This window comes from Amycolatopsis sp. NPDC104819 (assembly GCF_055583145.1).
Genome location: NZ_JBVJON010000014.1, coordinates 156,180 through 182,682, shown reverse-complemented (window position 1 = coordinate 182,682; position 26,503 = coordinate 156,180). Strand labels below are relative to the sequence as shown.

The 26,503-nt window shown below is 73.4% G+C and carries 25 protein-coding genes and 1 riboswitch; of the genes, 12 read left to right on the top strand and 13 right to left on the bottom strand.

Going from position 1 to position 26,503, the window contains the following annotated elements:
- Positions 1-22: 22 nt before the first annotated feature.
- A riboswitch (cobalamin riboswitch) is annotated at positions 23-94 on the bottom strand.
- A gap of 92 nt (positions 95-186) precedes the next feature.
- Positions 187-915 carry a hypothetical protein gene (locus ACZ63E_RS36600; RefSeq protein ID WP_465340844.1) on the top strand — a complete coding sequence of 243 codons (729 nt, stop codon included), beginning with the start codon at positions 187-189 and terminating at the stop codon, positions 913-915.
- Positions 916-1,043: 128 nt separating this feature from the next.
- On the opposite strand, the gene ACZ63E_RS36595 is transcribed toward ACZ63E_RS36600, so the two are convergent.
- From ACZ63E_RS36595 to ACZ63E_RS36585, 3 genes are read right to left on the bottom strand one after another with little or no spacing between them, the layout of a single operon-like run.
- The gene (locus tag ACZ63E_RS36595) at positions 1,044-1,283 is read right to left on the bottom strand and encodes a helix-turn-helix transcriptional regulator (RefSeq protein ID WP_465340843.1); all 240 of its coding nucleotides are present in this window, start codon (positions 1,281-1,283) and stop codon (positions 1,044-1,046) included.
- Between the two features lie 2 nt (positions 1,284-1,285).
- Positions 1,286-2,137, bottom strand: a complete 852-nt coding sequence (locus tag ACZ63E_RS36590; protein WP_465340842.1) for an ABC transporter permease — start codon at positions 2,135-2,137, stop codon at positions 1,286-1,288.
- Complete coding sequence (locus ACZ63E_RS36585) at positions 2,134-3,060, bottom strand: ABC transporter ATP-binding protein (protein ID WP_465303864.1); 927 nt, start codon at positions 3,058-3,060, stop codon at positions 2,134-2,136. The genes ACZ63E_RS36590 and ACZ63E_RS36585 overlap by 4 nt, the downstream gene beginning before the upstream one ends.
- Before the next feature lie 303 nt (positions 3,061-3,363).
- On the opposite strand from ACZ63E_RS36585, the gene ACZ63E_RS36580 reads away from it, so the two are divergent.
- Genes ACZ63E_RS36580 through ACZ63E_RS36565 form a run of 4 tightly spaced genes read left to right on the top strand, consistent with a single transcriptional unit; the run spans position 3,364 to position 6,863 of the window.
- Complete coding sequence (locus ACZ63E_RS36580) at positions 3,364-3,678, top strand: DUF6191 domain-containing protein (RefSeq protein ID WP_465340841.1); 315 nt, start codon at positions 3,364-3,366, stop codon at positions 3,676-3,678.
- 4 nt (positions 3,679-3,682) lie between these two features.
- Positions 3,683-4,756 (top strand): precorrin-3B synthase, encoded by a 1,074-nt coding sequence (locus tag ACZ63E_RS36575; protein ID WP_465340840.1) that lies wholly within the window; start codon positions 3,683-3,685, stop codon positions 4,754-4,756.
- Positions 4,753-5,376: a precorrin-8X methylmutase gene (locus ACZ63E_RS36570; RefSeq protein ID WP_465340839.1), complete on the top strand. Its 624-nt coding sequence runs from the start codon at positions 4,753-4,755 to the stop codon at positions 5,374-5,376. Before ACZ63E_RS36575 ends, ACZ63E_RS36570 begins: the two co-directional genes overlap by 4 nt.
- On the top strand, positions 5,373-6,863 hold the full coding sequence (locus ACZ63E_RS36565; protein WP_465340838.1) for a precorrin-2 C(20)-methyltransferase: 1,491 nt from the start codon (positions 5,373-5,375) through the stop codon (positions 6,861-6,863). Before ACZ63E_RS36570 ends, ACZ63E_RS36565 begins: the two co-directional genes overlap by 4 nt.
- On the opposite strand, the gene ACZ63E_RS36560 is transcribed toward ACZ63E_RS36565, so the two are convergent.
- A complete protein-coding gene (locus ACZ63E_RS36560) occupies positions 6,857-7,465 on the bottom strand; it encodes a LuxR C-terminal-related transcriptional regulator (RefSeq protein WP_465340837.1) in 609 nt (202 codons plus the stop codon). The two genes, ACZ63E_RS36565 and ACZ63E_RS36560, sit on opposite strands and share 7 nt — an antisense overlap.
- Positions 7,466-7,554: 89 nt before the next feature.
- On the opposite strand from ACZ63E_RS36560, the gene ACZ63E_RS36555 reads away from it, so the two are divergent.
- Positions 7,555-11,217: a WD40 repeat domain-containing protein gene (locus tag ACZ63E_RS36555; protein ID WP_465340836.1), complete on the top strand. Its 3,663-nt coding sequence runs from the start codon at positions 7,555-7,557 to the stop codon at positions 11,215-11,217.
- A complete protein-coding gene (locus ACZ63E_RS36550; protein ID WP_465340835.1) occupies positions 11,214-11,936 on the top strand; it encodes a GNAT family N-acetyltransferase in 723 nt (240 codons plus the stop codon). Before ACZ63E_RS36555 ends, ACZ63E_RS36550 begins: the two co-directional genes overlap by 4 nt.
- A 1-nt stretch (position 11,937) precedes the next feature.
- Here the strand turns inward: ACZ63E_RS36550 and ACZ63E_RS36545 are convergent, their stop codons facing one another.
- From ACZ63E_RS36545 to cbiE, 6 genes are read right to left on the bottom strand one after another with little or no spacing between them, the layout of a single operon-like run.
- Positions 11,938-15,033, bottom strand: coding sequence for an arabinosyltransferase domain-containing protein (locus ACZ63E_RS36545; protein WP_465340834.1), 3,096 nt, complete (start codon positions 15,031-15,033; stop codon positions 11,938-11,940).
- Positions 15,034-15,051: 18 nt separating this feature from the next.
- The gene (bluB, locus tag ACZ63E_RS36540; RefSeq protein ID WP_465340833.1) at positions 15,052-15,711 is read right to left on the bottom strand and encodes a 5,6-dimethylbenzimidazole synthase; all 660 of its coding nucleotides are present in this window, start codon (positions 15,709-15,711) and stop codon (positions 15,052-15,054) included.
- Entirely contained in the window at positions 15,708-16,427 is a 720-nt protein-coding gene (locus ACZ63E_RS36535) for a cobalt-precorrin-6A reductase (protein ID WP_465340832.1), read from the bottom strand. The genes bluB and ACZ63E_RS36535 overlap by 4 nt, the downstream gene beginning before the upstream one ends.
- The gene (locus ACZ63E_RS36530; protein ID WP_465340831.1) at positions 16,424-17,440 is read right to left on the bottom strand and encodes a Gfo/Idh/MocA family protein; all 1,017 of its coding nucleotides are present in this window, start codon (positions 17,438-17,440) and stop codon (positions 16,424-16,426) included. Before ACZ63E_RS36530 ends, ACZ63E_RS36535 begins: the two co-directional genes overlap by 4 nt.
- Positions 17,437-18,198 carry a precorrin-4 C(11)-methyltransferase gene (gene cobM / locus ACZ63E_RS36525; RefSeq protein WP_465340830.1) on the bottom strand — a complete coding sequence of 254 codons (762 nt, stop codon included), beginning with the start codon at positions 18,196-18,198 and terminating at the stop codon, positions 17,437-17,439. Before cobM ends, ACZ63E_RS36530 begins: the two co-directional genes overlap by 4 nt.
- Positions 18,195-19,322, bottom strand: coding sequence for a precorrin-6y C5,15-methyltransferase (decarboxylating) subunit CbiE (gene cbiE / locus ACZ63E_RS36520; RefSeq protein ID WP_465340829.1), 1,128 nt, complete (start codon positions 19,320-19,322; stop codon positions 18,195-18,197). The genes cobM and cbiE overlap by 4 nt, the downstream gene beginning before the upstream one ends.
- A gap of 149 nt (positions 19,323-19,471) precedes the next feature.
- Here cbiE and ACZ63E_RS36515 point away from each other — a divergent pair, with 149 nt between their 5' ends.
- The 5 genes from ACZ63E_RS36515 to ACZ63E_RS36495 all read left to right on the top strand — a co-directional run bounded on the left by ACZ63E_RS36515 (position 19,472) and on the right by ACZ63E_RS36495 (position 24,819).
- The gene (locus tag ACZ63E_RS36515) at positions 19,472-21,430 is read left to right on the top strand and encodes a putative cobaltochelatase (RefSeq protein WP_465340828.1); all 1,959 of its coding nucleotides are present in this window, start codon (positions 19,472-19,474) and stop codon (positions 21,428-21,430) included.
- Complete coding sequence (gene cobO / locus ACZ63E_RS36510) at positions 21,430-22,044, top strand: cob(I)yrinic acid a,c-diamide adenosyltransferase (protein WP_465340827.1); 615 nt, start codon at positions 21,430-21,432, stop codon at positions 22,042-22,044. Before ACZ63E_RS36515 ends, cobO begins: the two co-directional genes overlap by 1 nt.
- On the top strand, positions 22,038-23,369 hold the full coding sequence (locus ACZ63E_RS36505) for a cobyrinate a,c-diamide synthase (protein WP_465340826.1): 1,332 nt from the start codon (positions 22,038-22,040) through the stop codon (positions 23,367-23,369). Before cobO ends, ACZ63E_RS36505 begins: the two co-directional genes overlap by 7 nt.
- Positions 23,362-24,378: an Rv2231c family pyridoxal phosphate-dependent protein CobC gene (gene cobC / locus ACZ63E_RS36500; RefSeq protein ID WP_465340825.1), complete on the top strand. Its 1,017-nt coding sequence runs from the start codon at positions 23,362-23,364 to the stop codon at positions 24,376-24,378. The genes ACZ63E_RS36505 and cobC overlap by 8 nt, the downstream gene beginning before the upstream one ends.
- 84 nt (positions 24,379-24,462) lie before the next feature.
- Positions 24,463-24,819, top strand: coding sequence for a VOC family protein (locus ACZ63E_RS36495; RefSeq protein WP_465340824.1), 357 nt, complete (start codon positions 24,463-24,465; stop codon positions 24,817-24,819).
- On the opposite strand, the gene ACZ63E_RS36490 is transcribed toward ACZ63E_RS36495, so the two are convergent.
- Genes ACZ63E_RS36490 through ACZ63E_RS36480 form a run of 3 tightly spaced genes read right to left on the bottom strand, consistent with a single transcriptional unit; the run spans position 24,803 to position 26,439 of the window.
- A complete protein-coding gene (locus tag ACZ63E_RS36490) occupies positions 24,803-25,504 on the bottom strand; it encodes a helix-turn-helix transcriptional regulator (RefSeq protein ID WP_465340822.1) in 702 nt (233 codons plus the stop codon). The genes ACZ63E_RS36495 and ACZ63E_RS36490 overlap by 17 nt on opposite strands.
- A gap of 36 nt (positions 25,505-25,540) precedes the next feature.
- Positions 25,541-26,017 carry a hypothetical protein gene (locus ACZ63E_RS36485; protein ID WP_465340821.1) on the bottom strand — a complete coding sequence of 159 codons (477 nt, stop codon included), beginning with the start codon at positions 26,015-26,017 and terminating at the stop codon, positions 25,541-25,543.
- A complete protein-coding gene (locus tag ACZ63E_RS36480) occupies positions 26,014-26,439 on the bottom strand; it encodes a SigE family RNA polymerase sigma factor (protein WP_465340820.1) in 426 nt (141 codons plus the stop codon). The genes ACZ63E_RS36485 and ACZ63E_RS36480 overlap by 4 nt, the downstream gene beginning before the upstream one ends.
- Positions 26,440-26,503: the final 64 nt, after the last annotated feature.

Sequence of the window (26,503 nt, the reverse complement as noted above, 5' to 3'; positions counted from 1 at the left end):
GGGTAGACGGGCGCGCCGGCCGGAGTTCCTGGCTCCCGGAGATCGCTCTCCGGTGACAGTGGCGGGACCGCCCCGGACTCTCACCGGGTTCCTCCACCTGACGGCGCGTGGGTATCGGAGTCACTCTCCGGTGCCGGGCCGAGGTGCGTCAAGGTGACGTTGCCCGGTGCTCGGTAACCTGGCGGCTTGGAATCCTTCCTCCGCGCCTTCACGGCCGCGCAGTCGACGCGCCAGCCGTACCGCGCCCCGACCCCGGCCGAGCTCGAAACGGCCGCGGACGCGTTCGCGGCCTTCCTCGACGGACACCCGCACCACCTCGGTGACCTGGGGTTTTCCGTCGAGGACGACACGCTCGTCGTCCAGGAACCCGGCACCGAACGGGCCTGGGGGCTCTACGCGATCGACCGCTCGGCGCCGCCGTCGCTCGTGGTCGAGGTGCCGCACGCCTCCTCCGACCTGCGGACCGAGCTGATCGGGCTGGCCCTCCACGAGCGCACGCCCGGGGCGGTCCTCGTCGTCGGGGGAGCGCACCGGCGCCGGGAGGACCCCGCGCACGACACCGGGACCGTCTTCCACGTCGTGGCGACGCTGCTCGCCCGCCGCGGCCTGCCGCAGGTCCAGCTGCACGGCTTCACCGACACGACCCTGGTCTCGGCGGACGTCGTCGTCTCCGGCGGCGCCACCGAAGCCGGCGACGCGGCGCGGCGGGCGGCCGACCGGCTCGAAACCGCCGGGTTCCGCGTCTGCCGGGCCTGGGCCGAGCCGTGCCGGGGACTGGCGGGGACGACGAACGTCCAGGGCCGGGCCGCCGGCCCCGCGCCGTTCCTCCACGTCGAGCTGAGCCGGACGGCCCGCGAGGCGCGGCGCGACGACGTCGTCCGCGCGCTCGCCGAGGCCGACCTGCGCAAGCCCTAGGTGAGCTGCCGACCCGGCGACCTTCGCGGGGGTTCCGCTCGACAAGTCCGTTTTCGACGTCCCGGGCGGAGGGGCGGCTCATCCGGGATGATCACCGTTGCCGAGGACCGCGGTTCCGAAGTTGTGACTCAGGCGGAGCGCTCCGAATTACCCAATCGCGGGAAGGGCTTGGTGGAGAACAGGACCTCCACCGAGACCTCGAAGAACTCCGCGATCCGCAGCGCCAGGTACAAGCTCGGGCTGTACTCGCCGCGCTCCAGATAACCGATCGTCTGGTAGTGGACCCCCAGGGCCTCCGCCAGCTGGCGGCGCGAGATCGACCGCTCCGCGCGCAGCATCGCGATCCGGTTGTAGACGACCTCACTCATTGCTACCCCACACGCTGCATGGCCTTCTCCCGGCGTTCGGCCAGTGACGAGCCCGCTTCCCGCCTCGCCATCCGGCGCAGCAGCACCGGGGCCAGTGCCAATCCGATCACGGCCCACGCCACGAGCACGCCGAGGGTCGGCCAGGTGCGCCACGACTGGCCGATTTCGACGACCACCGTGTCGGCCGGCAGCAGCGCCGAGCGCATCCCGAGGCCCAGCCAGTACATCGGGAAGACCTGCGCGATGCCCTGGACCCACGCCGGCAGCGCGGTGACCGGGTAGAAGATCCCCGAGATCGCGCCCAGGCCCATGATCGGCAGCGTGATCAGCGCGATGGACCGCGGGCTGCTGGTCAGCGACCCCAGCGCGGCTCCCAGCGGTAGCGTCGCGAGCAGCCCGATCGCCAGCACCCACAGCAGGTGCAGGTACGACCAGACGCCGTCGGGCGCGAGGGAGTCGAACAGGAACAGGCACGGGACCAGCACCAGCAGGATCCCGGTGACCTGCGCCATCGACACCGCCGTCGTCTTCCCGACCAGGTAGCCGAGCATGCCGTTCGGCGTCGCCTTGGCGCGCAGCAGCGTGCCGTCCTCGCGGTCGACGGCGAGGTAGCCCGCGGCGCTGTTCAGGCCGTTGAACACGATCCCGGCGCCGAGCACGCCGGGCACGGTGGCCGCGCCGAGGGAGAACCCGGTGCCGGGCAGGGTCGCGTTCCGCATGAAGAACAGCGTGCCGAGGAAGAGCACGACGAAGACGAACTGGCCGAACAGGTCGTCGCGGTTGGTCCAGGTCTGCTTGAACTCGATCCAGCCGCGCTCGAGCCCGGCGCGCAGCGCCGCCCCCTGAGCGTTCATCGCGCACCCGCTTCCTGGAGACCGAGCTCCGTCTCGCCGCCGGCTTCGGCGCGGTGGACCAGCGTCATGTAGGTGTCTTCGAGCGACGCCCGCCGGACTTCCAGGTCCGCGACGGCCTCGCCGTGCTGCTTGAACAGGTCGTACACGTACTTCGTGGCTTCGGTCGTCGAGTGGACGAAGCGCTGGCCGTCGAGCGTCCAGCGGACCTCGGCCTCACCGGCGATCTGCCGGGACAGCGCGTCGGCCGAGCCGTCGGCGATGATGCGCCCGCCGTTGAGGATGAGGATCCGGTCGGCGAGCTTCTCGGCCTCGTCGAGGTCGTGCGTGGTGAGCAGGATCGTGGTGTCGAGCTCGTCGGAGAGCCGGTGCACCAGGTCGTGGAACTCGCGGCGCGCCTCCGGGTCGAAGCCCGCGGTCGGCTCGTCGAGGAACAGCAGCTCGGGCCGCCCGACGATGCCGATCGCGACGTCGAGCCGCCGCCGCTGGCCGCCGGAGAGGGTCCGGATCTTCTTCTGCGCGTGCTCGGTGAGCCCCACCGCCGCGATCAGCTCGTCGGCCGGCCACGGCCGCGGGCTCGACGGCGTCGAGTACGGCTCGTAGTACCGGCCGAGGTGCGCGAGCAGCTCGCGGACGCGCCACTTGCCGTGGTCCCGCCAGGACTGGAGCACGACCCCCAGCCGCGCCCGCCAGTCCTCGCCGCCGTGGCCCGGGTCGGTGCCCAGCACGCTCACCTCGCCGGCCGACCGCATGCGGAAGCCCTCGAGGATCTCGATCGTCGTCGTCTTGCCCGCGCCGTTCGGCCCGAGCAGGCACACCACCTCGCCGCGGTGGGCCTCGAACTCCACGCCGTGGAGCACGTCGTTCGTGCCGTAGCGCATCCGCAGCCCGCTGACGCGGACGACGGGTTCCGCCGGATCTCTCATCGCCTGACCCCCATCTGACTGATGCGATCGAATGTAGCACACCTACTACATATGACGTGAGTTCTGCTGTCCGGGAAACCTGACCAGGGGTTTCGGCAAAGTCGGGTTCGCCGGTCGGCTCGCAGCGCGGACGGCCAGGTGCACCACACCGGAGGTCGCGGTAGCGGTCCGGGAGGGTCATGAATGACTCATTCATGACCTCTGGCGAGGTGAATGAGTCATTCACGACATCGCAGCGGCTTGCCGGTCCCGACTTTGCCGGAAGCCCGGGAAACCTGACCGGCGGTCAACCGTTCACCGGGCATGGGAACCTGGCTGGGGCTGGCTCTTCCGGGCGGCGTCGTGATCCTGCTGGTCATGGCCGCGATCGAGCTGCGCCCGCGCAAGAACGGCTCGCGCTTCAAGGCGCGGCTGTCCGCGACCTGCATCGAGGAGACGACCGCCTTCCTCTACGGCACCAAACGGCGTGAGCTGGACCACCGGGAGACGATGTCGATGCTCGTCGAGCAGGACGCCGAGGGCGCGCCTCCCTGGCATGACGTGGACCTGGACGCGGGAACGGCCCGGATCCGGCCGCGTTCGGCCCCGGAAGGGCCGGAAAGCCGCCAGTTACAGTGACGTCATGCCGAACCCAGCACGCGTGCGAGCCGACGCGTGCCCCGGTGTTTTCGCCCCGCACGACGCCGCCGACGGCCCGTTGGCGCGGGTCCGGCTGCCCGGCGGTGCGGTTTCCGCGGCGCAGCTGCGCGCGCTGGCCGACTGCGCGGAAGCCTGCGGGGACGGCGACCTGCACCTGACCTCACGTGGCAACGTCCAGCTGCGCGGCGTGACCCGGCCCGGCCTCGCGGGCCGGCTGACCGACGCCGGCCTGCTGCCGTCGCCGTCGCACGAGCGGGTCCGGAACGTCCTCGCGTCGCCGTTGAGCGGCCTTCGCGGTGGCCTCGCCGACGTCCGCGGGCTGGCCGCGTCACTGGACCGGCGGCTGTGCTCGATCCCCGAGCTGGCGTCGCTGCCCGGACGCTTCCTCTTCGCCTTCGACGACGGCCGCGGTGACGTCGCCGGAGAAGGCGCCGACGTCTGCTGGCTCGCGCTCGACGCGGACGAAGGAACCCTGCTGCTCGCCGGTGGTGACACCGGACGGCCGGTGGCCCGCGTCGACGCCGTCGCGGCGCTGGCCGAGGTCGCGCTCGACTTCCTCCGCGTGCGCGGCTCGGCTTGGCGGGTCGCAGAGCTCGACGACCCGGCCTGGCGGGGAACGCCGATGCCGCGGCTCCCGGCCGAAGTCCCGGCTGGGCTCATCAAGCGCGACCGCGGTCTCGCGGCGGCCGTCGTGCCGCGGTTCGGGCAGCTCTCGGCCACGCAGGCGCGAGCCCTGGCCGGCTTCGGCCCGGCGCTGGTCACGCCGTGGAAGTCCGTGGTCCTGCCGGACGTGCCCGCCGACGTCTTCGAGCGGCTGGGCTTCGGCGGCGAGGCCTTGGGCACCAGCGCCTGCATCGGCCGCCCCGGCTGCGCGAAGTCGCGGGCCGACGTGCGGGCCGACGCCGTGTTCCGGCCGGGCCTGCGCGTGCATTTCTCGGGTTGTGAACGGCGGTGCGGGAAGCCGTCGCAGTCCCATGTGGACGTGGTCGCCGAGGACGGCGGTTACCGGGTCGACGGCCGGTGGATGCCGCTCGACGAGCTGAAGGGAACTCTGTGATCGACTACCTGCGGGACGGTGCCGAGATCTACCGGCACTCGTTCGCCACGATCCGCGAGGAGGCGGACCTGGCGATCCTGCCCGACGACGTGGCGGGCCTCGCGGTCCGGATGATCCACGCCTGCGGCATGGTCGATCTGGTCGACGACCTGCGCTACTCGCTCGACGTCGTCGAGGCGGGCCGCGCCGCGCTCGAGGCGGGCGCGCCGATCCTGTGCGACGCGCAGATGATCGCCAGCGGTGTGACGCGCCGCCGCCTGCCCGCGGCCAACGAAGTCGTCTGCACGCTGTCCGACCCCAAGGTCCCGTCGCTCGCCGAGCGGATGGGCACCACGCGTTCGGCGGCGGCGCTGGAGCTGTGGCGCGACCGGCTGCCCGGCTCGGTCGTGGCGATCGGCAACGCGCCGACCGCGCTCTTCCGGCTGCTGGAGATCCTCGACGAAGGGGTCGGCGCGCCCGCGGCGATCATCGGCGTGCCGGTCGGGTTCGTCGGCGCGGCCGAGTCGAAGGTCGAGCTCGCCAAGCAGGCCCCGGCGCCCTACCTGGTGGTGCACGGGCGGCGCGGCGGCAGCGCCATGGCCGTCGCGGCCGTCAACGCCCTCGCGAGCGTCGAAGAATGACCGGCACGCTCTACGGCGTCGGGCTCGGCCCCGGCGACCCGGAACTCATGACGGTCAAGGCCGCGCGCCTGATTTCCGAAGCGTCCGTGATCGCCTACCACTCCGCGCGCCACGGCCGGAGCATCGCGCGGTCGGTCGCCGAGCCGTACCTGCGTGAGGGGCAGATCGAGGAGAAGCTCGTCTACCCGGTCACGACCGAGACCACCGACCACCCCGGCGGCTACGAAGGCGCGATCGCCGACTTCTACGAGCTGAGCGCGAAACGCCTCGCCGAACACCTCGACGCGGGCCGCGACGTCGTGGTGCTCTGCGAAGGCGACCCGTTCTTCTACGGCTCGTACATGTACATGCACGAGCGGCTGTCCGGCCGGTTCCCCGCCGTGGTCGTGCCCGGGGTGACGTCGGTGAGCGCGGCGTCGTCCGTGCTCGGCCGCCCGCTGGTCCAGCGCGACGAGGTGCTGACCGTGCTCCCGGGCACGCTCCCGGCGCCCGAGCTGGCGCGGCGGCTCGCCGACACCGACGCGGCGGCCGTCCTCAAGCTGGGCCGCACCTTCGGCTCGGTGCGGGAGGCGCTCGAAGAGGCCGGGAAGCTCGGCGACGCCGTGTACGTCGAGCGTGCGACCTGGGGGCAGCAGCGGATCGAGCCGCTGGCCGAGGTGGATCCCGAGTCCGTGCCGTACTTCTCGCTGGCCTTGCTGCCGTCGCCGGCTTACGCGTCCCGTCAGGCTCCCGCCGCGGCTCCGGTTCCCGCGGCCGCCACGGGTGGTGAGGTCGTCGTGGTCGGCCTCGGCCCGGCGGGCCCGGAATGGCTGACGCCGGAGGCCGTGGCGGAGCTTGCGGCCGCCGAGCACGTTGTCGGGTACGGCCCATACGTCGCTCGGGTGCCGCAGAAGGCCGGGCAGCAGCGGCACGCGTCGGGCAACCGCGTCGAGGCGGACCGGGCTCGGGAGGCTCTCGAGCTGGCCGCGTCGGGGGCGCGGGTCGCCGTCGTCTCGTCGGGTGACCCCGGGGTCTTCGCGATGGCGTCGGCGGTGCTGGAGCAGGTGTCGCTCGGCCACGGCGCCGGGGTGCGCGTCCGGATCGTGCCGGGGGTGACGGCGGCGCAGGCGGCCGCGTCCCGGGTCGGCGCGCCGCTCGGGCACGACTACTGCGTGCTCTCGCTGTCCGACCGGCTCAAGCCGTGGGAGGTCATCGAGCGCCGGCTGGACGCGGCGGGCGCCGCCGACCTGGTGCTGGCGCTGTACAACCCGGCTTCGAGGTCCCGCACGACGCAGCTGGCTTCGGCGCGTGAGGTGCTGCTCCGGCACCGCGACCCGGCGACCCCGGTCGTGGTGGCGCGCGACGTCGGCGGCCCGGAGGAGGACGTCCGGATCACCACGCTCGGCGACCTCGATCCGTCCACAGTGGACATGCGCTGCCTGCTGATCGTCGGCTCGTCGCGGACCCGCGCGGAGCACGGCGTCGTCTGGACCCCGCGCAGCTACTGACCCAGCCCGGCGTCGCGGGCCCGGGCGACGACGGCCGCCCGGTCGGCCGTGCCGAACTTGGCCAGGACGGCGCAGACGACGTTGCGGACCGTCTTCGGCGCGAGGTTCAGCCGGGCGGCGATCGCCAGGTTGCCCAGGTCGTCGGCGAGCAGGCCGAGGACCTCGCGCTCGCGGGCGGTCAGCTCGGGCAGGGCCGGCGCGGGCCCGGTCAGCCGCGCGTACAGCCGGTCGGCGGCGTCCTCGCCGAACACCGCGGCGCCGCCCGCGACGACCCGGATCGCGCGGGCCAGGTCGGCCGGGCCGACGTCGTCGTGCAGGAGCCCGCGGGCACCCGCGCGCATCGCCGCGACCACCAGCTCGCCGTCGTCCGGCGCGGTCAGCACCAGCACCGGGGTGCGGCCGGCGTGCCGGATCACCGCGAGCCCGGCGCGGCCGGCGGGCCGGAGCAGGAGGACGTCCGGACGGGCGGCCGAAAGGGCGCCGAGAACCGCGCCCGGGTCCGGCGACACGGACCCGACCACCTCGATACCGTCGGCGGGTGCGGGCACCACCGGCACACCGGCGGCGACGACCTTCAGCAGTTTCCCCAGGCTGCGCGTCATCACACCGTCGTGTCTAACGCAGAAATCCTGTCCAGTGTCGGGCCGGTTCCGGTGAACAATGACCAGAACGCGAAAACGGGGGGACGCCGGTGGCGCGACGTGAGGGGCCGCTCGGGCCGGGCGAGGACGCCGTTGTCGGGTTCGCCGCCGGGCTGCGGCGGCTGCGGGAGGAGGCGGGCGGGCCGACCTACCGGACGCTCGCCGCGCGCGCCGGCTACTCGGCGGCCGCGCTGTCCGACGCCGCGGGCGGCCGCAAGCTGCCCGGGCTCGCGCTCACCACGGCGTACGTCACCGCGTGCGGCGGCGACACCGGGGAGTGGGAGACGCGCTGGCGGGAGGTCTCCGCGGGCCTGACGGCCGGCAGCACACCGGGCCCCGAAACGGAGACCCCGTACCTCGGGCTGGCCGCGTTCCAGCGCTCCGACGCCGGCCGGTTCTTCGGGCGCGAAAAGCTGATCGGCGAGCTGACCGCGAAGCTGCGCGAACGGCGGTTCGTCGGGGTGTTCGGCGCGTCGGGCTCCGGGAAGTCGTCGTTGCTGCGGGCCGGGCTGGCCGGCGCCGGGCCGGCGCGGGTGTGCACGCCCGGCGAGCACCCGTTGAGCCAGTGCGCGGACGCCCTCGCCGAGCCCGGCGGCCTGCTGGTCGTCGACCAGTTCGAGGAGGTCTTCACCCTCTGCCCCGACGACGCCGAGCGCGCCGGGTTCGTCGCCGCACTCCTCGAGCGGGCCGGCGACGAGCACGGCAGCCAGGTCGTCATCGGGGTCCGTGCCGACTTCTACGGCCACTGCGGGCGGCACGACGAGCTCGTCGACGCCTTGCGCGACGCCCAGGTCCTGGTCGGCCCGCTGACCGCGGACGAGCTGCGGACCGCGATCGTCGAGCCGGCGGTCCGGCAGGGGTGCCAGGTGGAGTCCGCGCTGGTCACGACGCTGGTGGCGGACGCGGCCGGTCGTCCCGCCGTGCTGCCGCTGGTCTCGCACGCGCTGCTCGAAACCTGGCGACGGCGGCAGGGCATCACCCTCACCCTCGCCGGGTACGAGGCCACGGGCGGCATCCGCAACGCCGTCGCGCACACCGCCGAAGCCGTCTACGGCGAGCTCGAACCCGGGCAGCAGGCGAAGGTCCGGCAGATCTTCCTGCGGCTGACCGCGCTCGGCGACGGCACCGAAGACACCAAACGTCGGCTGCGGCGCCGCGAGCTCGACGACGACCCGGCGACGGCCGAGGTCCTCGAGCGGCTCGCGGCCGCCCGCCTGCTCGCCCTGGACCGCGACGGCGCCGAGATCGCCCACGAAGCCCTGATCCGCAGCTGGCCACGGCTGCAGGACTGGCTCGCCGAAGACCGCGAGGGCCACCGCCTGCATCGCCAGCTCGCCGAAGCCACCGACCTCTGGGAGTCCCTGGACCGCGACGCGGGCAGCCTCTACCGCGGCACCCGGCTCGGCCTCGCGACCGAATGGGCCGCCCGCTCGCCGGGTGCGCTCACCGCGCGTGAACAGGCTTTCCTCGACGCCGCCCGCGCGCAGGCCACGGCCGAGGCGGATGCGGTCCGGCGCCGCACCCGGCGGCTGCGTCAGCTCGCGGCGCTGCTGGGCGCGTTGCTGATCCTGGCGGGCGTCGCGACGGGCTTCGCGATCGACGCCTCCCGAACGGCGACCGACCAGCGGAACGTCGCACTGGCACGGAAAGCCGTCGGCGACGCGGCGGACCTGCGGCAGACCAACCCCGCGCTGTCGGTCCAGCTCAGCCTGGCCGCCTACCGGCTGGCGCCGCTGCCGGAGACGCGGGACAGCCTGCTGGGCGCGTTGAGCACCCCGTTCGCCACCCGGGTCGGTCTCCCCGAACCGCTGGGGCACGACAGCGCGGTCGCCCTCGCCGGGCACCTCATGGTCGTCGCGGGCGCGACCCGGACCGTGCAGGTCTGGGACATCGCCGACCCGCGGCACCCGGCGCTGCTGTCGACCCTGCCGGAGGTCGGCAAACCGCACTATCCCGTGGCGCTCGCCGGGGACGGCCGGATCCTCGCGACCGCGACCGACGACCACGCGTTCCGGCTCTGGGACCTGCGGGACCCGCGGCGGCCGGTGTCCCGCGGCCTGGCGCGCGGGCACACCGACACCGTCTACAACGCGCAGATCAGCCGCGACGGCCGCACGCTCGTGACCGCGGGCCGGGACGACACGACCCGGATCACCGACATCTCCGACCCGGACGACCCGAGACAGCTCGTCATGCTCCCCGGTTCCGGGCCGCTGCAGTACGAAAAGGCCGTGCTCAGCCCGGACAGCGCCACCCTCGCGGTGAGCAACGACCGGACCACGCAGCTGTGGGACGTCCGGGACCCCGCGCACCCGGCCTGGCTCTCGACGTTCACCAGCCACACGGACCTGGTGAACCTGGACGCGTTCGGCCCCGACGGGCGGACGCTGGCCACGACCGGCTGGGACGGCCGGACGCGCCTGTGGGACATCGCGGACCCGCGCGCCCCGAAGCCGGTGCGAGACCTGCCCGGCAACGGCATCGTCTGGATGGCGGCGTTCAGCCCGGACGGCCGGACGCTCGCCACGGTCGGCGACGACCAGCTGGTGCGCGTCTGGGACGTCGCGACGGGCCGGCAGCTGACGCAGCTCGCCGGGCACACGAACGCCGCCGTCTGGGTCGGGTACTCGGCCGACGGGCGGACCCTGGTCAGCGGCGCCGCCGACCAGACCGTCCGGCTCTACGACGTCCCGGCCGTGGAGCTGACCCGCGTCTCGGCTCCGATCGGGTTTTCCCCGGACGGACGTGTCCTCGCCGCGTCGGGGCCCGACGACCTCCAGCTGTGGTCGTTCGCCGAGCCGGGTGGGCCGCGCCTGGCCGGCCGGATCAGCGGCCTGCCCGGCCCGGTCACGGCCACGGTCCTGAGCCCGGACGGCCGCACGGTCGTCGTCGCCGTGCTCACCGGGGCCTCGACCGCGGTGGCGCGGGGACTGCTGACGCGGTGGGACGTCTCGGATCCCGCGCACCCCCGGCAGGTCGCGTCGGCGGACGCGCCGAAGACGTACTCGCTGGCCTTCAGCCCGGACGGCCGCCGACTGGCGACGGGGTACGACAACGGGCCGCTGGCGCTGTGGGACGTGAGCGACCCGCGCCGCTTCGAAGCGCCGGTCGCGCTGCCGAGCCCGTACGCGGGGACGGTGTGGTCGTCCGCGTTCTCGCCGGACGGCCGGATCCTGGCCTACAGCCAGAAGTCGCAGCCCTCGGCGGTGTTCCTCTGGGATGTCGGCCGCGACCCCGCGCGGATCGCCACGCTGGACGTCGGCCCGGGGGCCGCGGGCGCGCTCGCGTTCCGGCCGGACGGGCGGGTGCTGGCCGTGGGCAGCTCCGACCGGACGGTGCACCGCTGGAGCGTCACCGGCTGGGCTCCGCTGCCCCCGCTGGTGGGGCACACCGACGAGCTCGGCACGGTCGCGTACGACCCGGCGGGCACCCGGATGGTCACGACGGGCTCCGACCGCACGGCCCGGCTGTGGGACGTGGCCAACCCGGCGCACCCGGCCCGGATCGCCGAGTTCGAGCCGGGCGTGACCGGCGGCGCGGTGCTGAGCCCGGACGGCCACACGGTCGTCCTCGCCGGCGGCCAGCTGTGGGAGACGAGCTCCGAGCCGGCCGCGGCGGCGATCTGCCGGACGGCGTACCCGGAGATCACGGCCGCGGAGTGGGCGCAGTACCTGCCGGAGCTGCCCTACGAGCCACCGTGCGGACAGCGGTGACGACGGACGTGGGAAGGGCCGAGCGGGCGGTGCACCGCCGGATGGCCTTGGCCTGCGAAGCGGCAGTGGCCGCTGGGGTGCCGGGGCGGTTTCGGGCGTGGGAAGAGGCGGGGTTGCTCGCCGTGCTGGCGACCGACCCGGAGCTGAGCTTCCTCGCGACGGTGACCGGCGTGACGTCCGAGACGCTGCCTGCGGTGCCCGGCTTCGTGGCCGGGCACGGCTGGGCGGGCGTCCGGCCGACAGTGGTGTCCGAAGGTCCGCTCGAGGGGTTCGTGCGGGCGCCGGACCGCCTGCTGGCCACCCGGCGGCTGGAGCCGTGTCCCGCGTCCGGCCCGCCTTCGGACGACGTCGACAGCGGCGTCTTCTCGCGGGTTCTGCTGGCCGGGTTCGGGACCCGCGGACGCGTCGCCGAGTTCATGGCCGCGGAGCACCGGCACCCAGCGGTGCGGCGGTTCCTGGTGCTGGAGCGGGAAACGCCGGTCGCGGCGGCGGCCCTGACGATCCACGACGACGTCGCCGTGCTCGGGGCCGCGTCGACCCTGCCCGGGCACCGTGGCCGCGGCGCGCAGGCCGAGCTGCTGCGGCGCCGCCTTCAGCTGGCAGGCGAAGCGGGGTGCACGCTGGCCGTGGCGACGGCCCGGCCCGGGTCGGTCAGCGCGGCCAACCTCGGGCGGGCCGGGTTCCGGCTCCACCGCCGTCCGGCGTGGACCCGGCCCTGACCTAGCGCGTCGGGTCCTTGCCGTTCGGCTGCCGCGGTCCCGGACCCGGTGACCACCACCCCGGCACCGTCTTCTCCCCGTGCACCACCGTAGGCGCTATCCCCTCGGTGAACGGCTCGATCTGCAGCAGCTGGCCCCACGACTGGCTCGGCTGGCCGATCAGGTAGCTCGGCACCTCTGGCTCCTCGGCCAGCTCCTCGAGCCAGCCGATCGGGCCGCCGTTCGTCGAGGACGCCCACTCCGCCTCGTCCGCCAGGCCGCCCGCCGTGATGCGGTACTCCGGGACCTGGGAAATCCCGTCGTGGGACGTCACCGGCTGGGCGCACGGGTACACGAACGACGCCGGCCAGTCGATGTACACCGGCTTGGTGCCGATCTTGTCCGTCAGCGTCGTGAACGTCGGGACGCGCGGGGCCGACGCCGCGATCCAGCCGTCCTCCGTCAGGTCGTTGTCGACGATGTTGATGCGGACCGCGTTGGTCTCCGGGGGGAGGTCGCGCAGGTTGATGCGGGTGTCGTTCCAGCCACCGGTGCCCGAGCCCGGCGGGAGCATGAACTGGCTGCGGAGGATCTTCACGCCCTCCGGGGTGTTGACGCCGTAGTCGAGACTGACCGACGTCGGGCGGCGGGCGGCGCCGGCCGTCGCCACCACGACCTGGCCGTCCGCGGGCTTCTCCGTCAGCGCGTACCAGTCGCTGCGCAGGCGGCCCGCGCGCGTCTCCGGGTCGAGGAAGCTCGACCACATCGGCACGGTCTCCGGCGTGAACCCGTGCGGTGGCTCGGCGAGCGGGTCCTTGTCGTCGACCGGGCGGGTGTGGAAGCCGGTCTGGACGCGGCCGTTGTCGCGGTCCGGGTTCGGCAGCGGCGAGTTCTCCGGCGGCTTGGTCTCCTCGGCGACCGTCCGCTGCTCGGCCTGCGGGTGCAGGATGGACGTCGCCGCGTCGCGCTCGACCATCACGTGGTCGGAGAGGTTGCAGCTCTTGTCGAAGACGTGCCCGACGTTCGCCGCGCCCAGGCTGTAGCTGCCGGCCTGGTTGTGGATCGCCCACGCCATCGTGACGAACTCGCCCGCCGCCACCAGGCCGCAGACCACGACCAGCGACAGCGACCCGAGCCGCAGCGCGCGCAACCGGCCTTCTTGCGGCTGTGCGGTCAAGCCGGGCCGGTGCGCGCGGACGTTCTCCACGAACGCGTAGATCCCCGCGATCGCCGCCGCCACCAGCAGGATCGTGGACAGGCCGATGCCGCCGATCGACGGCGCCACGTTCGTCCACTGGACACCGAGGCGCGAGACGAACCAGTAGGTGTTGGGCCCGGTCGCGGCGAGCGCGGCGACCACCAGCAGCCCGGCGAGGAACGCGGCGCGGTTGCGTTTGGACCGCAGCACCGTCGAGCTGGTCGCGAGCGCGGTCAGCGCCGCCATCGACGCCCCGACCGCGGCGAACGCGCCGAAGTGGTGCGTCCACTTCGTCGGGGTCAGGGCCAGCAGCAGGAAGAACAACGCCGTGGTGCTGATCAGGCGGCGCGCGGGCCCGAGGGCCGCGCCCTGGATGCGGCCGCGGCGCAGCAGCATCACCAGGCAGGTCGCCGTGCAGAGCCCGACCAGCAGCACCGGGAACCGGCGGGGCGCAGAGCCGTCCGGCAGGTCGGCGAACAGCAGCTGGTACCGCGCCAGCTCCTGGAACCACGACAGGTTCGGGCCGACCTGGGTGCGGATCCGGGTGGCCTCCTGCACGGTCGCGAACGTCTGGTCGGCGAACACCACGACGAGCACGAGCAGCCCGGCCGCGGCGACCGGCGCCAGCACCGGCAGCCAGCCGCTGTCGTTCGCGCGCTGGCGGACCAGCTTGAACAGCGGCCGCGCGGCGACCAGGAACGGCGCCACCGCGATCAGCCCGGTCGGCGTCGCGGCGAGGGTGAACCCGGCCGCGGTCAGGCCGAGGCACAGCGGCAGCAGCCGCCGCGTGACCAGCGTGCGTTCCACCGCGCAGATCGCCAGCAGCGAGCCGAGCGCGGCGACCGGTTCCGGGCGGACGCCGTTGTTGTAGGGCATCCACCAGATCAGGAACACCGTCGCGGCGGCCCAGCTGGCCGGGCGGCTGGTGCGGATCTGGGTGCCCAGGCGCGGCATCACCTCGCGGCTGATCAGCAGCCAGCTCAGCACGCCGAGCAGGAACGACGGCAGCCGGATCCACGGCGGCACCACGCTGACGTGCGCCATCAGCTCGAACACGTGGTAGAACCAGCCGAACGGCGCTTCGGCGACGCCGAACCAGCGGTGGTAGTTCGTCAGGAACCCGGTCTGCTCGGTGACCCGGGCCATCGTGAGGATGTACCCGTCGTCCGAGGTCACCGGGCCGATGAAGACCCACGCGCCGAGCGCGACGATCACCGTGGTGTCCCGCAGCGTCAGCCGCCACCAGCCGACCGGCGCCCAGCGCGGGGCGCGGCGGGCGAAGCCGGAGTCGCGGCGCCAGACCGCGATCATGCAGCCGATCAGCGACAGGATCGCGAGCACGCCGACGGCGATCTTCAGCGCGGTCGGCGACGTCTGGTAGCGCGTGTCCGGCACGACCGAGACGTGCAGGCCGGCGATCGGGTCCTTGCTCGAGTTGATCGAGGAGTAGATGCCGACCACGCGGGGCCGGACGTCGCCGTCGGCGTGGAAGATCGGCGTCCCGGCCACGGCCAGGGTCATCTGCGACGCGTCGACGTCCAGCTCGACGTCGCACTTCTCGGCGGGCAGCGGCTGCTGGGCGATCTGCTGTCCCTGGCTGGAGGCGAACAGCACGCCGTTGTCGACCCGCAGCTGCAGGCCGACGCCCTTGCCTGCGTTCGGGTCGGTGCGGCCGTCCGGCACGGTGGCGAACAGCAGGCCCGGGCCGCCGGTGCGGGCGTCGACCGAGCGGATGGCCGCGCACGGCAGTTCGGCGCGCAGGTCCTGGGCCCAGTACCCGGTCAAGGGCGCGTTGACGGAGCGGGTGTCGCTGCCGGTCGGCCAGACGACCTCCGCCGTGTCCTGCACCACCGGCAGGAAGGGGAAAGCCAGCGCGCACAAGGCCGAGAGCAACCCCAGCGCTACGGCAATCAGACGCATCGGCGCAACGCTAACGGGTCAGAGGTCGGCCGCTGACGCAGCCCCCGGGTCACGCGGGGTGAACCGTCCGTGGTGTACCGCCGCGGCCAGAGGACGGCGGGTGCGCCATCCGTGGCGCTCGAGGTCGGGCACGGTTTCCAGGCGGCTGACGGGACCCACGCACAGCCACGCGACCGGCCGGACGCCGTCGGGGATGCCGAGCAGGTCACGTAGGAACGGCTCGCGGTAGAAGCTGACCCAGCCGACGCCGAGGCCTTCCGCGGTGGCGGCGAGCCAGAGGTTCTGGATGGCCAGGCACACCGAATAGAGGCCGGCGTCGGCGATCGCGTGCCGGCCGAGCACCGCGGGCGCGCCGCGCTCCGGGTCGTAGGTGACGACGATGCCGAGGCTCGCCTCGAGAATCCCCTCGATCTTGATGTTCGCGAACGTGCCCGCGCGCTCTTCGTCGAGCTGCGCGGCGAAGACCTCACGCTCTTCGTGGACGTGCTTCGCGAACTTCTCGCGGGTCGCCCGGTCGTCGACGAGCACGAAGTCCCACGGCTGCGTGAGCCCGACGCTCGGCGCGGCGTGCGCGGCTTCGAGGATCCGCGTGAGCGTGGCGTCCGGGATCGGCTCGCCGGTGAACTCGCCGCGGACGTCCCGGCGTTTGCGCAGGACTTCGTAGAACTCTTCGCTCATCGGTTCAGGACCCATTCGACGGCGTCGGGCACGGTCGTGGCGCTCTCGGTGGCGGGCCGGGGCGGCCGCCGGACGAGCAGGACGGGCCGGCCCAGCTCCCGCGCGGCGGTCAGCTTGGCGCTGGTCAGCGTGCCGCCGGAGTCCTTGGTGACCAGGACGTCGACCTTGGCGAGCAGGTCGCGTTCCGCGGCCACCTCGTAGGGCCCGCGGGCGAGGATCAGCTCGTGGTGGCGGGGCAGCGGCGGCTCCGGCGGGTCGACGCAGCGGATGAGGAACCACAGGTCGTCGAGGTGCGCGAAGGCGGGTAAGCCCTGGCGGCCGCTGGTCAGGAAGACGCGCCGGCCCAGGTCGGGGAGCCGGCGGGCGGCGTCGGCGAGGTCGTCGGCCCAGTGCCAGACGTCCCCTGGCCCGGGCGTCCAGCCGGGCCGGGCGAGCCGGAGGAGGGGGACGCCGGTGCGTTCGGCGGCCTGCGCCGCGTTCGCGCCGATGCGTTCCGCGAAGGGGTGCGTCGCGTCGACAACGGCGTCTATGTCGTTGTCGCGGATCCACGCTGCGAGGCCGTCGACTCCGCCGAAGCCGCCTACACGCACTTCGCCGACCGGCAGCCGTGGTCGCGCGACGCGTCCCGCGAGCGAAGAGACAACGCGGACTTCCTGCGTCACAAGCACTTCGGCCAGTTTCCGTGCTTCGCCGGTTCCGCCGAGAACGAGGATCACGAAGAGCGTCCGTAACCGACCGCTTCGCGCCACCGGTCCAGCGTCCGCAGGTTGGCCAGCGTCTCCGCCCAAGGCAGGTCGGGGGACTGCCGGTCTTCGACGTGCGTAGCAACGTGGTCGGCTTCGCGCGCGAAGACGCCTTGGGTCGCTTCGACCTCGATGACGTCCTGCTCACCGACCGCCGAAGTCAGGATGATCTGCGACGTCCCCGGGGTCCGCAGCGGGTGGATCCACGCCGGTTGCGGCACGTAGAGCTGACCTTGGGTGCCGAAAACGCGGATGCTGTCCTCCCGCGCCAGCCGGATGCCGCACGAGATCGTCGCCAGGATGTCGCCGGGCAGCCGCAACAGGCCGGTGGCGTACTCGTCGACGCCGTCCTTCGACAGCAGTGCCATTCCGCTGACTTCGCTGGGTTCGACGACGTCGAGCCCGGTCGCGGCCTGCGCGACCAGCCGGGCCAGCGAGGTGCAGTAACACCCGACGTCGAGGATTCCGCCGCCGCCCAGCGCGGGGTCGGTGAGCCGCGCGGCGTCCCCCGGTTCGGCGGCGAAGGAGAACGTCGTGTCGACCGCCCGCACCTCGCCGATCGCGCCGGACGCGATCAGCTGCACCAGCCGCCGCGTCTGCGGGTGCAGCCGGTACATGAACGCCTCCATCAGGAAGACGTCGTGCTTGCGGGCCGCGTCGACCACTTCTTCGGCGTCGGCGGCGGTCACCGTCAGCGGCTTCTCGCACAGCACGTGCTTGCCCGCTTCGGCCGCCGCGATCGCCCATTCCTTGTGCATCGGGTGCGGGGTCGAGACGTACACGGCGTCGACCTCGGGGTCGGCGAGGAGGTCTTCGTAACTCCCGTAGGCCTTCGGAATCTCGAAGCGCGCCGCGAAGTCCCGTGCCCGGTCGGCGTTCCGCGCCGCGACGGCGGTCAGCCGGCCGTGCTTGCTCTCGTCGACGCCCGCGGCGAAGTGGGCGGCGATGGTCCCGGCGGCCAGCAGGCCCCAGCGCAGTTCCGTCACAACGACTCCGGTTGGTCCGCCCGGTCACGGGCACGGGAATAGAGGAAACTGTCGGGAAAGCCCGCCGCGGCGAGCACCCGGCCGACGAAGATGGTGGCTGCGCGGGTCATCCCGGCTTCGCGCACCAGCGCGGGGAGTTCGCCCAGCACCCCGCGCACGACGGTCTCACCGGGCTGGCTCGCGAGCGCCACGACGGCGACCGGGCAGTCGGCGCCGTAGTGCGGCGAGAGTTCCTCGGCGACGCGCTCGACGTGGTTGATCGCGAGGTGCAGCGCCAGCGTCGCCTGGGTGGCGGCGAAGGCGGCGAGGGTTTCCGTCGACGGCATCTTGGTGGACCGCGCCTGCACGCGGGTGATCACCAGGCTCTGGCCGATTTCCGGCACGGTCAGCTCCCGGCCGAGGACGGCGGCCGATGCGGCGAAGGCGGGCACACCGGGTACGACCTCATACGGCACTTCGGCGGCGTCGAGACGTCGCATCTGCTCAGCGACGGCGCTGTAGAGCGACGGGTCACCGGAGCACAGCCGCACGACGTCGTGACCGCCGCGGTGGGCGTCGACGAGGTGCTCGACGATCCGGTCGAGGCTGAGGTTCGCCGTGTCGACCAGCTGCGCGCCGGGTGGGCAGTAGGCGAGCAGGGCGGTCGGGGTCATGCTGCCGGGGTAGAGGCAGACCCCGCAGCGGCCGAGAAGATCCCGGCCCCGCACGGTGATCAGGTCCGCGGCCCCGGGCCCGGCCCCGACGAAGTGGACGGTCATCGGCTGCTCCACTGCGTCACGACGCGGGCCGGGGTCCACCCGGTGAACGCCCCCAGCGGCGCCGCCCGCTCGACGCCGATCCGCAGCAGCTCGCCACCCAGCCGCGCGTACGTCTGGGCGAGGATCGTCTCGGCCTCCAACGTCACGCCGTGCGCGACGATCCGCGCGCCGGTCTCCAGGCACACCTCCAGCAGACCCGGCGTGGTCAGCCCGCCGCCGATGAAGATCGCGTCCGGCGCGGGCAGCGCGCTCAGCGACTCCGGCGCCGGTCCGGTGACCACCTGGAGCTCGGGCACGCCCAGGTCGAGCGCGTTGCGGCCGATCCGCTCGGCGCGCTCGGGGTCCTGTTCGACCGCGATGGCGCGGTTGAGCTCGTGCAGCCGTGACCACTCGATCCCGACACTGCCGGCGCCCGCGCCGACGTCCCACAGCAGCTCGCCGGGGCTCGGCGCGAGCCGCGCCAGGGCGGAAACGCGCAGGTCACGCTTGGTGAGCTGGCCGTCGTGGGCGTAGACGTCGTCGGGCACGCCGATCAGCGGCAGCGCGGGCCCGGCGCACTCGAGCGCGTGCACGGTCAGCGGGCCGGAGTCGTGTTCCCAGCCGTCGGCGATCCGCTCGTCCGGACCGCCGAGGCCCTCCAGTGCGATCAGCTCGCTCTCGCCGTAGCCGCGCACGGTGAGCAGCGAACGCAGCGAAGCCACTTCGGCGCCGAGGACGAGCACACGACGTCCGGGTGCGAGCACCCGCGCCACCCGCGCGACACCGCGGCCGACCACGCTGACCACGGCCGTCTCCTCCGCCGACCAGCCGAGCCGGGCCCGGGCGAGCGTCACGGAAGACAGCGCGGGCAGGACGTCCAGCTCGTAGCCGTGCGCGATCAGGGTGGTGCCGATGCCGGAGAGGAAGGGGTCACCGCTGGCCAGCACGCAGACGCGTTCGCCGTCGTGTTCGGCGAGCAGTGCGTCGAGACCGGGCAGCAGCGGGCTGGGCCACGGGCGGGTTTCCACCTCGCCCGGCAGGTACTCCAGCTGGCGGGGCGCGCCGAGGACGACGTCGGCGCCGAGGACCAGGGCCTGGGCGTGTTCGGAGAGCCCGGGCCACCCGTCGGCCCCGATCCCCACCACCGTCAGGCGTGGTCGGCCTTCCCCTGGACCCCACTCCGGGACCGCGTGTCCCGGGGCCGGTCGACGTGATTCTTCGCGCACGATTTCCCACCCTAAGCGAGCCGGGCGCTGTGCGATGATCGGCCGGTCGCCGAGCTGGAGGAGTGCTGTTGAAGCCGTACCCGTTCACCGCCGTCGTCGGGCTGCCGGACCTGCGTCTCGCGCTGGTCCTCTCCTCGATCTCCCCCGCCGTCGGCGGGGTGCTGGTGCGCGGCGAAAAGGGCACCGCGAAGTCGACCATGGTCCGGGCCCTGGCCGGTCTGCTGCCGAGCGTCGACGTCGTGGACGGCTGCCGGTTCTCCTGTGACCCCACGGCCCCCGACCCGCTCTGCCCGGACGGCCCGCACGAAGGCGCTTCGAGCCAGTCGAGCCACCGCCGGCCGGCCAAGCTGATCGAGCTGCCGGTCGGTGCGGCCGAGGACCGCGTCATCGGCTCACTGCACCTGGAGCGCGCGCTCGCCGAAGGGGTCACGGACTTCCAGCCCGGCCTGCTGGCCGCCGCGCACCGCGGGCTGCTCTACGTCGACGAGGTCAACCTGCTGCACGACCACCTCGTCGACACGCTGCTCGACGCCGCCGCGATGGGCCGCGCGACCGTCGAGCGCGAGGGCGTCTCGGTGTCGCACGCCGCGCGGTTCGTGTTGATCGGCACGATGAACCCCGAGGAAGGCGAGCTGCGGCCGCAGCTGCTGGACCGCTTCGGGCTGACCGTCGAAGTCGCCTCCAGCCGCGACCCGGAGCAGCGCGTCGAGGTCGTCCGGCGTCGTCTCGCCTACGAAGCCGACCCCGACGGTTTTGCCGCGCAGTACGCCGACGAAGACGCGCGGCTGGCCGAAGAGATCGAGTCGGCGCAGAAGCTGCTGCCCGCGGTCAAGTTGCCCGACGACGCACTGCGCCAGATCGCCGAGATCTGCGCGTCGTTCGAGGTCGACGGCATGCGCGCGGACATCGTCACCGCGCGCGCCGCGGTCGCGCACGCGGCCTGGGCCGGCCGCGACGAGGTGACCACCGACGACGTCCGCGTCGCCGCGCGGCTCGCGCTGCCGCACCGGCGCCGCCGGAACCCGTTCGACGCGCCCGGAATCTCCGAAGAGCAGCTGGAGCAGGCCCTTCAGGACGCGCAGCCCCCGGAGCCGGGCCCCGAAGACGACGGTCCGGGCAGCGGTTCGACGCCGGACGAAGCCCCGCCGGAGGTTCCGCAGGGAGACGCGCCGCAGGGGCAACCGCAGCAGCAAAGTGGCGGGCAGCAGAAGACCGTCGGCGCCGGCGAGACGTTCAAGGCCCGCGTGTTCCGCGTCAAGGGCATGGGCGAGGGGGAGCGCGGACGCCGTTCGCGCGCGATCACCGACAGCGGGCGGACCATCGGCGTCCAGCCCTCGAGCGTCCGGGACGGGCGGCCGCACCTGGTCGCGACCGTCAAAGCCGCGGCCCCGCACCAGAAAGCCCGCGGCCGCGACGGCGCCGGCCTGAAGCTGCGGCCGGAAGACCTGCGGTTCGCGCTGCGCGAAGGCCGTGAGGGCAACCTGGTCCTCTTCTGCGTCGACGCGTCCGGCTCGATGGGTGCGAAGGCCCGGATGCGCGAGGTCAAGTCCGCGGTCCTGTCGCTGCTGCTCGACGCCTACCAGCGCCGGGACAAGGTCGGGCTGGTCACTTTCCGCGGCAACACCGCCGAGCTCGCGCTGCCGCCGACGATCAGCGTCGACGCGGCCGCTTCCCGTCTCGAAGGCCTGCCCACCGGCGGCCGGACGCCGCTGGCCGAAGGGCTCCTGGAAGCCGCGCGCGTGCTGCGCGTCGAAGAGATCCGCGATCCGCGACGCCGTCCGCTGCTGGTCGTCGTCACCGATGGCCGGGCCACCAGTGGACCGGACGCTGTCGCGCGCGCCCAGGCCGCGGCCGGGCTGCTGAGCGGGGTGACTTCGGTCGTCATGGACTGCGAGAGCGGGAAGATGCGGCTCGGGCTGGCCGCCGACCTCGCCGCTCACCTCGGCGGCGAGCACGTGGCCTTGGCCGACGTCGCCGCGGAGTCGCTGGCCGACGCCGTCCGCGCGCGGACGGGACGGGCCGCCTGATGCCGCAGGGAAAGCCTTCGGCGGTGCCGGAAGACGGGCTGACCACGCGCCAGCGTCGCAACCGGCCGCTGCTCGCCGTGCACACCGGCGAGATGAAGGGCAAGTCGACGGCCGCGTTCGGGATGGCGCTGCGGGCCTGGAACCAGGGCTGGTCGATCGGCGTGTTCCAGTTCGTCAAGTCGGCGAAGTGGCGCGTCGGCGAGGAAGCCGCGTTCCGTGCTTTGGGGAAGCTGCACGACGAGACCGGCGAGGGCGGGCCGGTCGAGTGGCACAAGATGGGCGAGGGCTGGAGCTGGGCGCGCAAGTCCGGCACGGAAGAGGACCACGCGACGAACGCGCGGGAGGGCTGGGCGGAGATCAAGCGCCGCCTCGCCGCCGAGACGCACGGCTTCTACGTCCTCGACGAGTTCTCCTATCTGCTCAAGTGGGGCTGGCTCGAGGTCGACGACGTGGTGTCCACTTTGGTCTCGCGCCCCGGGCACCAGCACGTGGTCATCACCGGCCGGTACGCGCCGCCCGAGCTCATCGAGGCCGCCGACCTCGTCGCCGAGATGACCAAGGTCAAGCACCCGATGGACGCCGGCCAGAAGGGCCAGCGGGGGATCGAGTGGTAGCGCGCGTGGTCGTCGCCGCGCCCGGTTCGGGGCACGGCAAGACCACGATCGCCGCCGGGCTGATGGCGGCTTTGCGCGAGGCCGGGCACCGCGTGTCCGGGCACAAGGTCGGGCCGGACTTCATCGACCCGAGCTACCACGCGCTCGCGACCGGACGCCCGGCGCGCAACCTCGACCCGTTCCTGCAGGGCGAGGACCTGCTGATTCCATTGCTGCGCCACGGTTCCGCCGGTGCCGACATCGCCGTGATCGAGGGCGTGATGGGCCTGTTCGACGGCGCGTTGGGCACCGAGGGGTACGCCTCGACCGCGCACGTCGCCCGGCTGCTGGACGCGCCCGTGGTGCTGGTCGTCGACGCGTCGGCGGCCTCGCGCAGTGTCGCGGCGACCGTGCTCGGGTTCGCGTCCTACGACACGCGGGTGCGGCTGGCCGGGGTCATCCTCAACAAGCTCGGCTCGCAGCGGCACTTCGACGAGATCGCGGCCGCGCTGGAGGCCACCGGCGTCCCGCTGCTGGGAGCGTTGTACCGCAACGAAGAGATCCACGCGCCGAGCCGTCACCTCGGGCTGGTCCCGGCGGCGGAACGCGCGTCGGAGGCCGAGCGGGTGCTGCCGTCGCTGGCCGCGTGGGTGCGCGACGGCGTCGACCTCGAAGCGATCGTCCGGATCGCTTCGGCGGCGTCTCCGCTTTCCTCGCCGCCGTGGGAACCGTCCGGTGTGGACGGTCCGCGTGTGACGGTCGCGGCCGCGGGTGGGCCCGCATTCACCTTCCGCTATACCGAGAACATCGAGCTGCTCGCCGCCTGCGGTGTCGACGTCGTCGACGTCGATCCGTTGCGGGACAAGGCGTTGCCGGACGGTTGTGCCGGGCTGTACTTCGGCGGTGGGTTCCCCGAGGTGCACGCGGCGGAGCTGTCGGCGAACACGTCGTTGCGCGCCGAGGTGGCTTCGGCGATCTCCCGGGGGATGCCGGTGAGCGCGGAATGCGCGGGGCTGCTGTACCTGTGCCAGTCGCTGGACGGCGTGCCGATGGTCGGCGCGCTGCCCGCGGACGCCAAGATGACCGCCCGCGGCAAGCTCGGGTACCGGCGCGCGGTCGCCGTCGAAGACAACGTCCTGGCCACGGCCGGACAGCGTGTCACCGGGCACGAGTTCCACCGGACGGAGGTGACGCCGTCGCACGGCGCGTCGGCGGCCTGGGGCTGGGACCGGCAGCTGGACGGCTTCGCGTCGCCGACGCTGCACGCGTCCTACCTGCACGTCCACTGGGCCGGGCATCCCGAGCTGGCTTTTCGGTTCGCGGCGCGGGTCCGGGCCCATGCCTGACTACGACCTGCACCACCACGGCGACCGCGAGGTCGGGCCGGGGCTGGTCGACCTCGCGGTGAACGTCCGGCTGCCACGCCCGCCGTCGTGGCTGCGCGCCGAGCTGGCGTCCGCTTTGGACACTCTCGCGGCTTATCCATCCACTGTGGATTCGACGCGGGCGGTGGCTGCGCGCCACGGCCGTCTTCCGGACGAAGTCCTGGTCACCGCGGGGGCCGCGGAGGCGTTCACGCTGCTGGCGTCGGCGTTCCGGCCACGCCGCGCGGTGGTCGTGCACCCGCAGTTCACCGAGCCCGAGGCCGCGCTACGGGCCGCGGGACACGCGGTTTCGCGCGTGATCCTGTCCGAAGAGGACGGTTTTGTGCTCGACCCGGCGTCGGTGCCCGCCGACGCGGACCTGGTGTTCGTGGGCAACCCGACGAACCCGACGTCGGTGCTGCACCCGGCGGCGTCCCTGCTCGCCCTGACCCGCCCCGGCCGGATGCTGGTGGTCGACGAGGCGTTCCTGGACGCCGTCCCCGGCGAGGCCGAAAGCCTGGCCCACGGTGTGCCGGGCGTCGTGGTGCTGCGGAGCCTGACGAAGACGTGGGGCCTGGCCGGGCTGCGCGCGGGTTACGTGCTCGCCGAGCCGCCGGTGATCGAGCGGCTGCGCGCGGTCCAGGTGCCGTGGTCGGTGTCCACTTTGGCCGGAGTCGCGACGGTGGCGTGCTGCCGTCCGTCCGCGCTGGAGGAGGCCGAAAAGCTGGCCGTCGCCGCGGAAGCCGACCGCGACTACCTGGTGTCGCGCTTGACGGAAGCCGGCGTCGCGGTGCTGGGTGACCCGCGAGGCCCGTTTGTGCTGGTGAGGGTTCCCGGCGGCGCTTCGCTGCGGGCGCGGCTGCGGGAGGTGGGGTACGCGGTCCGCCGCGGGGACACGTTCCCGGGCCTCGGCTCGGACCACCTGCGGCTGGCCGTCCGGGACCGGGTGACCACCGATGGGCTCCTGACCGCGTTGCGGGAAGTCCGGTAAACACCGACAGGGGGCTGTCGCCACCACCGTCGAGAGTGGTCTTCGCCGCCGGGAAACGCCCGGCGGGGCAGCGAAAGGACCACCATGCCCGGATTCAACGACGTCGCCTGGTTCGAGATCGGCTCCGACGACCCGGCGGCCGCCGAACGGTTCTACGGGGACGTCTTCGGCTGGACCGTCGCGCAGGACGACACCGCCAGCACCGATGTCGCCTACCGGGTCGTCGACACCGGTGGTTCGCGCGGTGGACTGTTCACCGGCACGGAGAACTACGCGATCTTCAGCGTGCTGGTCGAGGACGTCGAAGCCGCGTGCCGGCGGGTCGAGGCCGCCGGGGGGAAGATCCAGCGGCCGGCCGCCGTGAACCCCGTCGGGGTGACCTTCGCGCACGTGCTCGACCCGGCCGGCAACCACTTCTCGGTGTTCAGCCGGCCAAGCTGAGCTGCTCGACCACGCCGTACGGGATGTCGAGGTCCTCGCGCCGCAGCGGGCGGCGCGGGGGCACCTCGGCGGTCACCGCGACCGCCGTGATCCGGTCGGTGCGGAAGGCCCGGACACCGGCGCGCAGCCGGCACCACGCCACCAGGTACCAGTGCCCGGGCTTGCCGACGTACCCCAGTGGCTCGATCTCCCGCCGCGTCACGGCGCCTTCACGATCGCCGTAGCCGATGCGCAGGACGCGGCGGGTCAGCAGCGCGTCGGCGACCTCGCGCGGCATCGGTGGGACGTCGCCCGCGTCGTCGAGGAGATGGACGCGGCCGGCCAGGTCGTGGGCCGCCGCGGCGTCGTCCGCCTGCATCACCGAGACGAGCTTGCGCAGCGCCGAGCCGGCTTCCGCGCGGAAGGGCGTGCCCTCCAGCCGCTTCAGCGCGAGCGCCAGCGCGACGGCCTCACCCGGTGTCAGGTTGACGGGCGGCAGCGTGCGCGCCTTGTCAAGGCAGTAGCCGCCGGTGCGCCCCGCCTCGGCGTAGATCGGCACGCCCGACTGCTGCAACGCGCTGATGTCCCGCTCGACGGTGCGCGCGCTCACCTCGAACCGCCCGGCCAACCACCGGGCGCTCCGCGGCCGTGGCGAGACGGCCCGGAGCTCTTCGACAAGCGCGTAAAGACGATCGGTCCGGTTCACGAGCCGCACTCTAGGCCGGGGGTACGACAGTTTTCTCTAGTCGCAGAGCTGCTTGAACTCGGTCGCGCCGGGCCGGAACCGGAACCGGACCTCGTGCCCGTGGTAGTCCCGGAAGACCGCGGAGTTCGGCGCGTCGAGCGTCATCGTGCCCTCCTGGTACGGCGTGTCCCAGCCGGCGGGCGCGGTGTGCGCGGGGCCGACCAGCGGCGTCTCGGCTTCGTAGTAGCGGAGGCCGATCCGCATCTCGTCGACACCACAATGTGTCAACAGCGCGAAGTTCGGCAGGGAAACGACGGTGGGCGCGGGCAGCGGCCGGACGGCGGGCGGCACGGGCGCCGGCTCGGGATGCGCCGACAGGACGACGATCACCCCGGCGGCGACCACCGTCGCCGCCGCGGCCACCAGCGGCGCGACCAGCCGCCGCCGAGGCGCCGGGAGCGGCGCGGGCTCGACGTCCACGGTGTCGGCGAGGGCGTGGAAGGCCCGTTCCAGGCGGTCTTCGACGTCGGTCATCGGAGTTCTCCTTCCAGCTTCGCGAGCGCGCGGGACGCGCAGGTCTTGACGGTGCCGCGCGAGACCCCGAGCGTCTCGGCGATCTCGGCTTCGGACAGGCCGGACCAGTACCGGAGCACCAGCACCTCCCGCTGCCGCCGCGGCAGCCGTCGCACGGCGGCCAGCACCTCGCGGTGCTCCTCGCCGAGCAGGGTTTCGGTGTCGGCGGGCGGCCCGTCGTCCCGCTCGGTCTTGTGGTGCCTTCGCCGCAGGGCCGCGCACCGCTGCGCCGACCGGGCGCCGTTGACCACCGAGACGCGCAGGTAGCCACCCGCGCCGTCGGGATCGTCGAGCGGCCAGCGCCGGAAGAGCGCGACGAAGGCGTTCTGCACGACGTCCTCGGCGAGCGCACGGTCGCCGAGCAGCAGCACGGCCAGCCGCACCAGGCCCGGGCGGTGGGAGTGGAAGAGTGCCGTCAGGTCGACGGCGGGATCGGCGCTCAGGGTC

Coding starts and splice junctions, on each gene's coding strand:
- cobM (WP_465340830.1), bottom strand. CDS start 18,198: ATGACCGTCCACTTCGTCGGGGCCGGGCCCGGGGCCGCGGACCTGATC.
- ACZ63E_RS36565 (WP_465340838.1), top strand. CDS start 5,373: ATGACCGGCACGCTCTACGGCGTCGGGCTCGGCCCCGGCGACCCGGAA.
- bluB (WP_465340833.1), bottom strand. CDS start 15,711: ATGAGCGAAGAGTTCTACGAAGTCCTGCGCAAACGCCGGGACGTCCGC.
- ACZ63E_RS36545 (WP_465340834.1), bottom strand. CDS start 15,033: ATGCGTCTGATTGCCGTAGCGCTGGGGTTGCTCTCGGCCTTGTGCGCG.
- ACZ63E_RS36595 (WP_465340843.1), bottom strand. CDS start 1,283: ATGAGTGAGGTCGTCTACAACCGGATCGCGATGCTGCGCGCGGAGCGG.
- ACZ63E_RS36590 (WP_465340842.1), bottom strand. CDS start 2,137: ATGAACGCTCAGGGGGCGGCGCTGCGCGCCGGGCTCGAGCGCGGCTGG.
- ACZ63E_RS36580 (WP_465340841.1), top strand. CDS start 3,364: ATGGGAACCTGGCTGGGGCTGGCTCTTCCGGGCGGCGTCGTGATCCTG.
- ACZ63E_RS36560 (WP_465340837.1), bottom strand. CDS start 7,465: ATGACGCGCAGCCTGGGGAAACTGCTGAAGGTCGTCGCCGCCGGTGTG.
- cobO (WP_465340827.1), top strand. CDS start 21,430: ATGCCGCAGGGAAAGCCTTCGGCGGTGCCGGAAGACGGGCTGACCACG.
- cobC (WP_465340825.1), top strand. CDS start 23,362: ATGCCTGACTACGACCTGCACCACCACGGCGACCGCGAGGTCGGGCCG.
- ACZ63E_RS36485 (WP_465340821.1), bottom strand. CDS start 26,017: ATGACCGACGTCGAAGACCGCCTGGAACGGGCCTTCCACGCCCTCGCC.
- ACZ63E_RS36575 (WP_465340840.1), top strand. CDS start 3,683: ATGCCGAACCCAGCACGCGTGCGAGCCGACGCGTGCCCCGGTGTTTTC.
- ACZ63E_RS36495 (WP_465340824.1), top strand. CDS start 24,463: ATGCCCGGATTCAACGACGTCGCCTGGTTCGAGATCGGCTCCGACGAC.
- ACZ63E_RS36585 (WP_465303864.1), bottom strand. CDS start 3,060: ATGAGAGATCCGGCGGAACCCGTCGTCCGCGTCAGCGGGCTGCGGATG.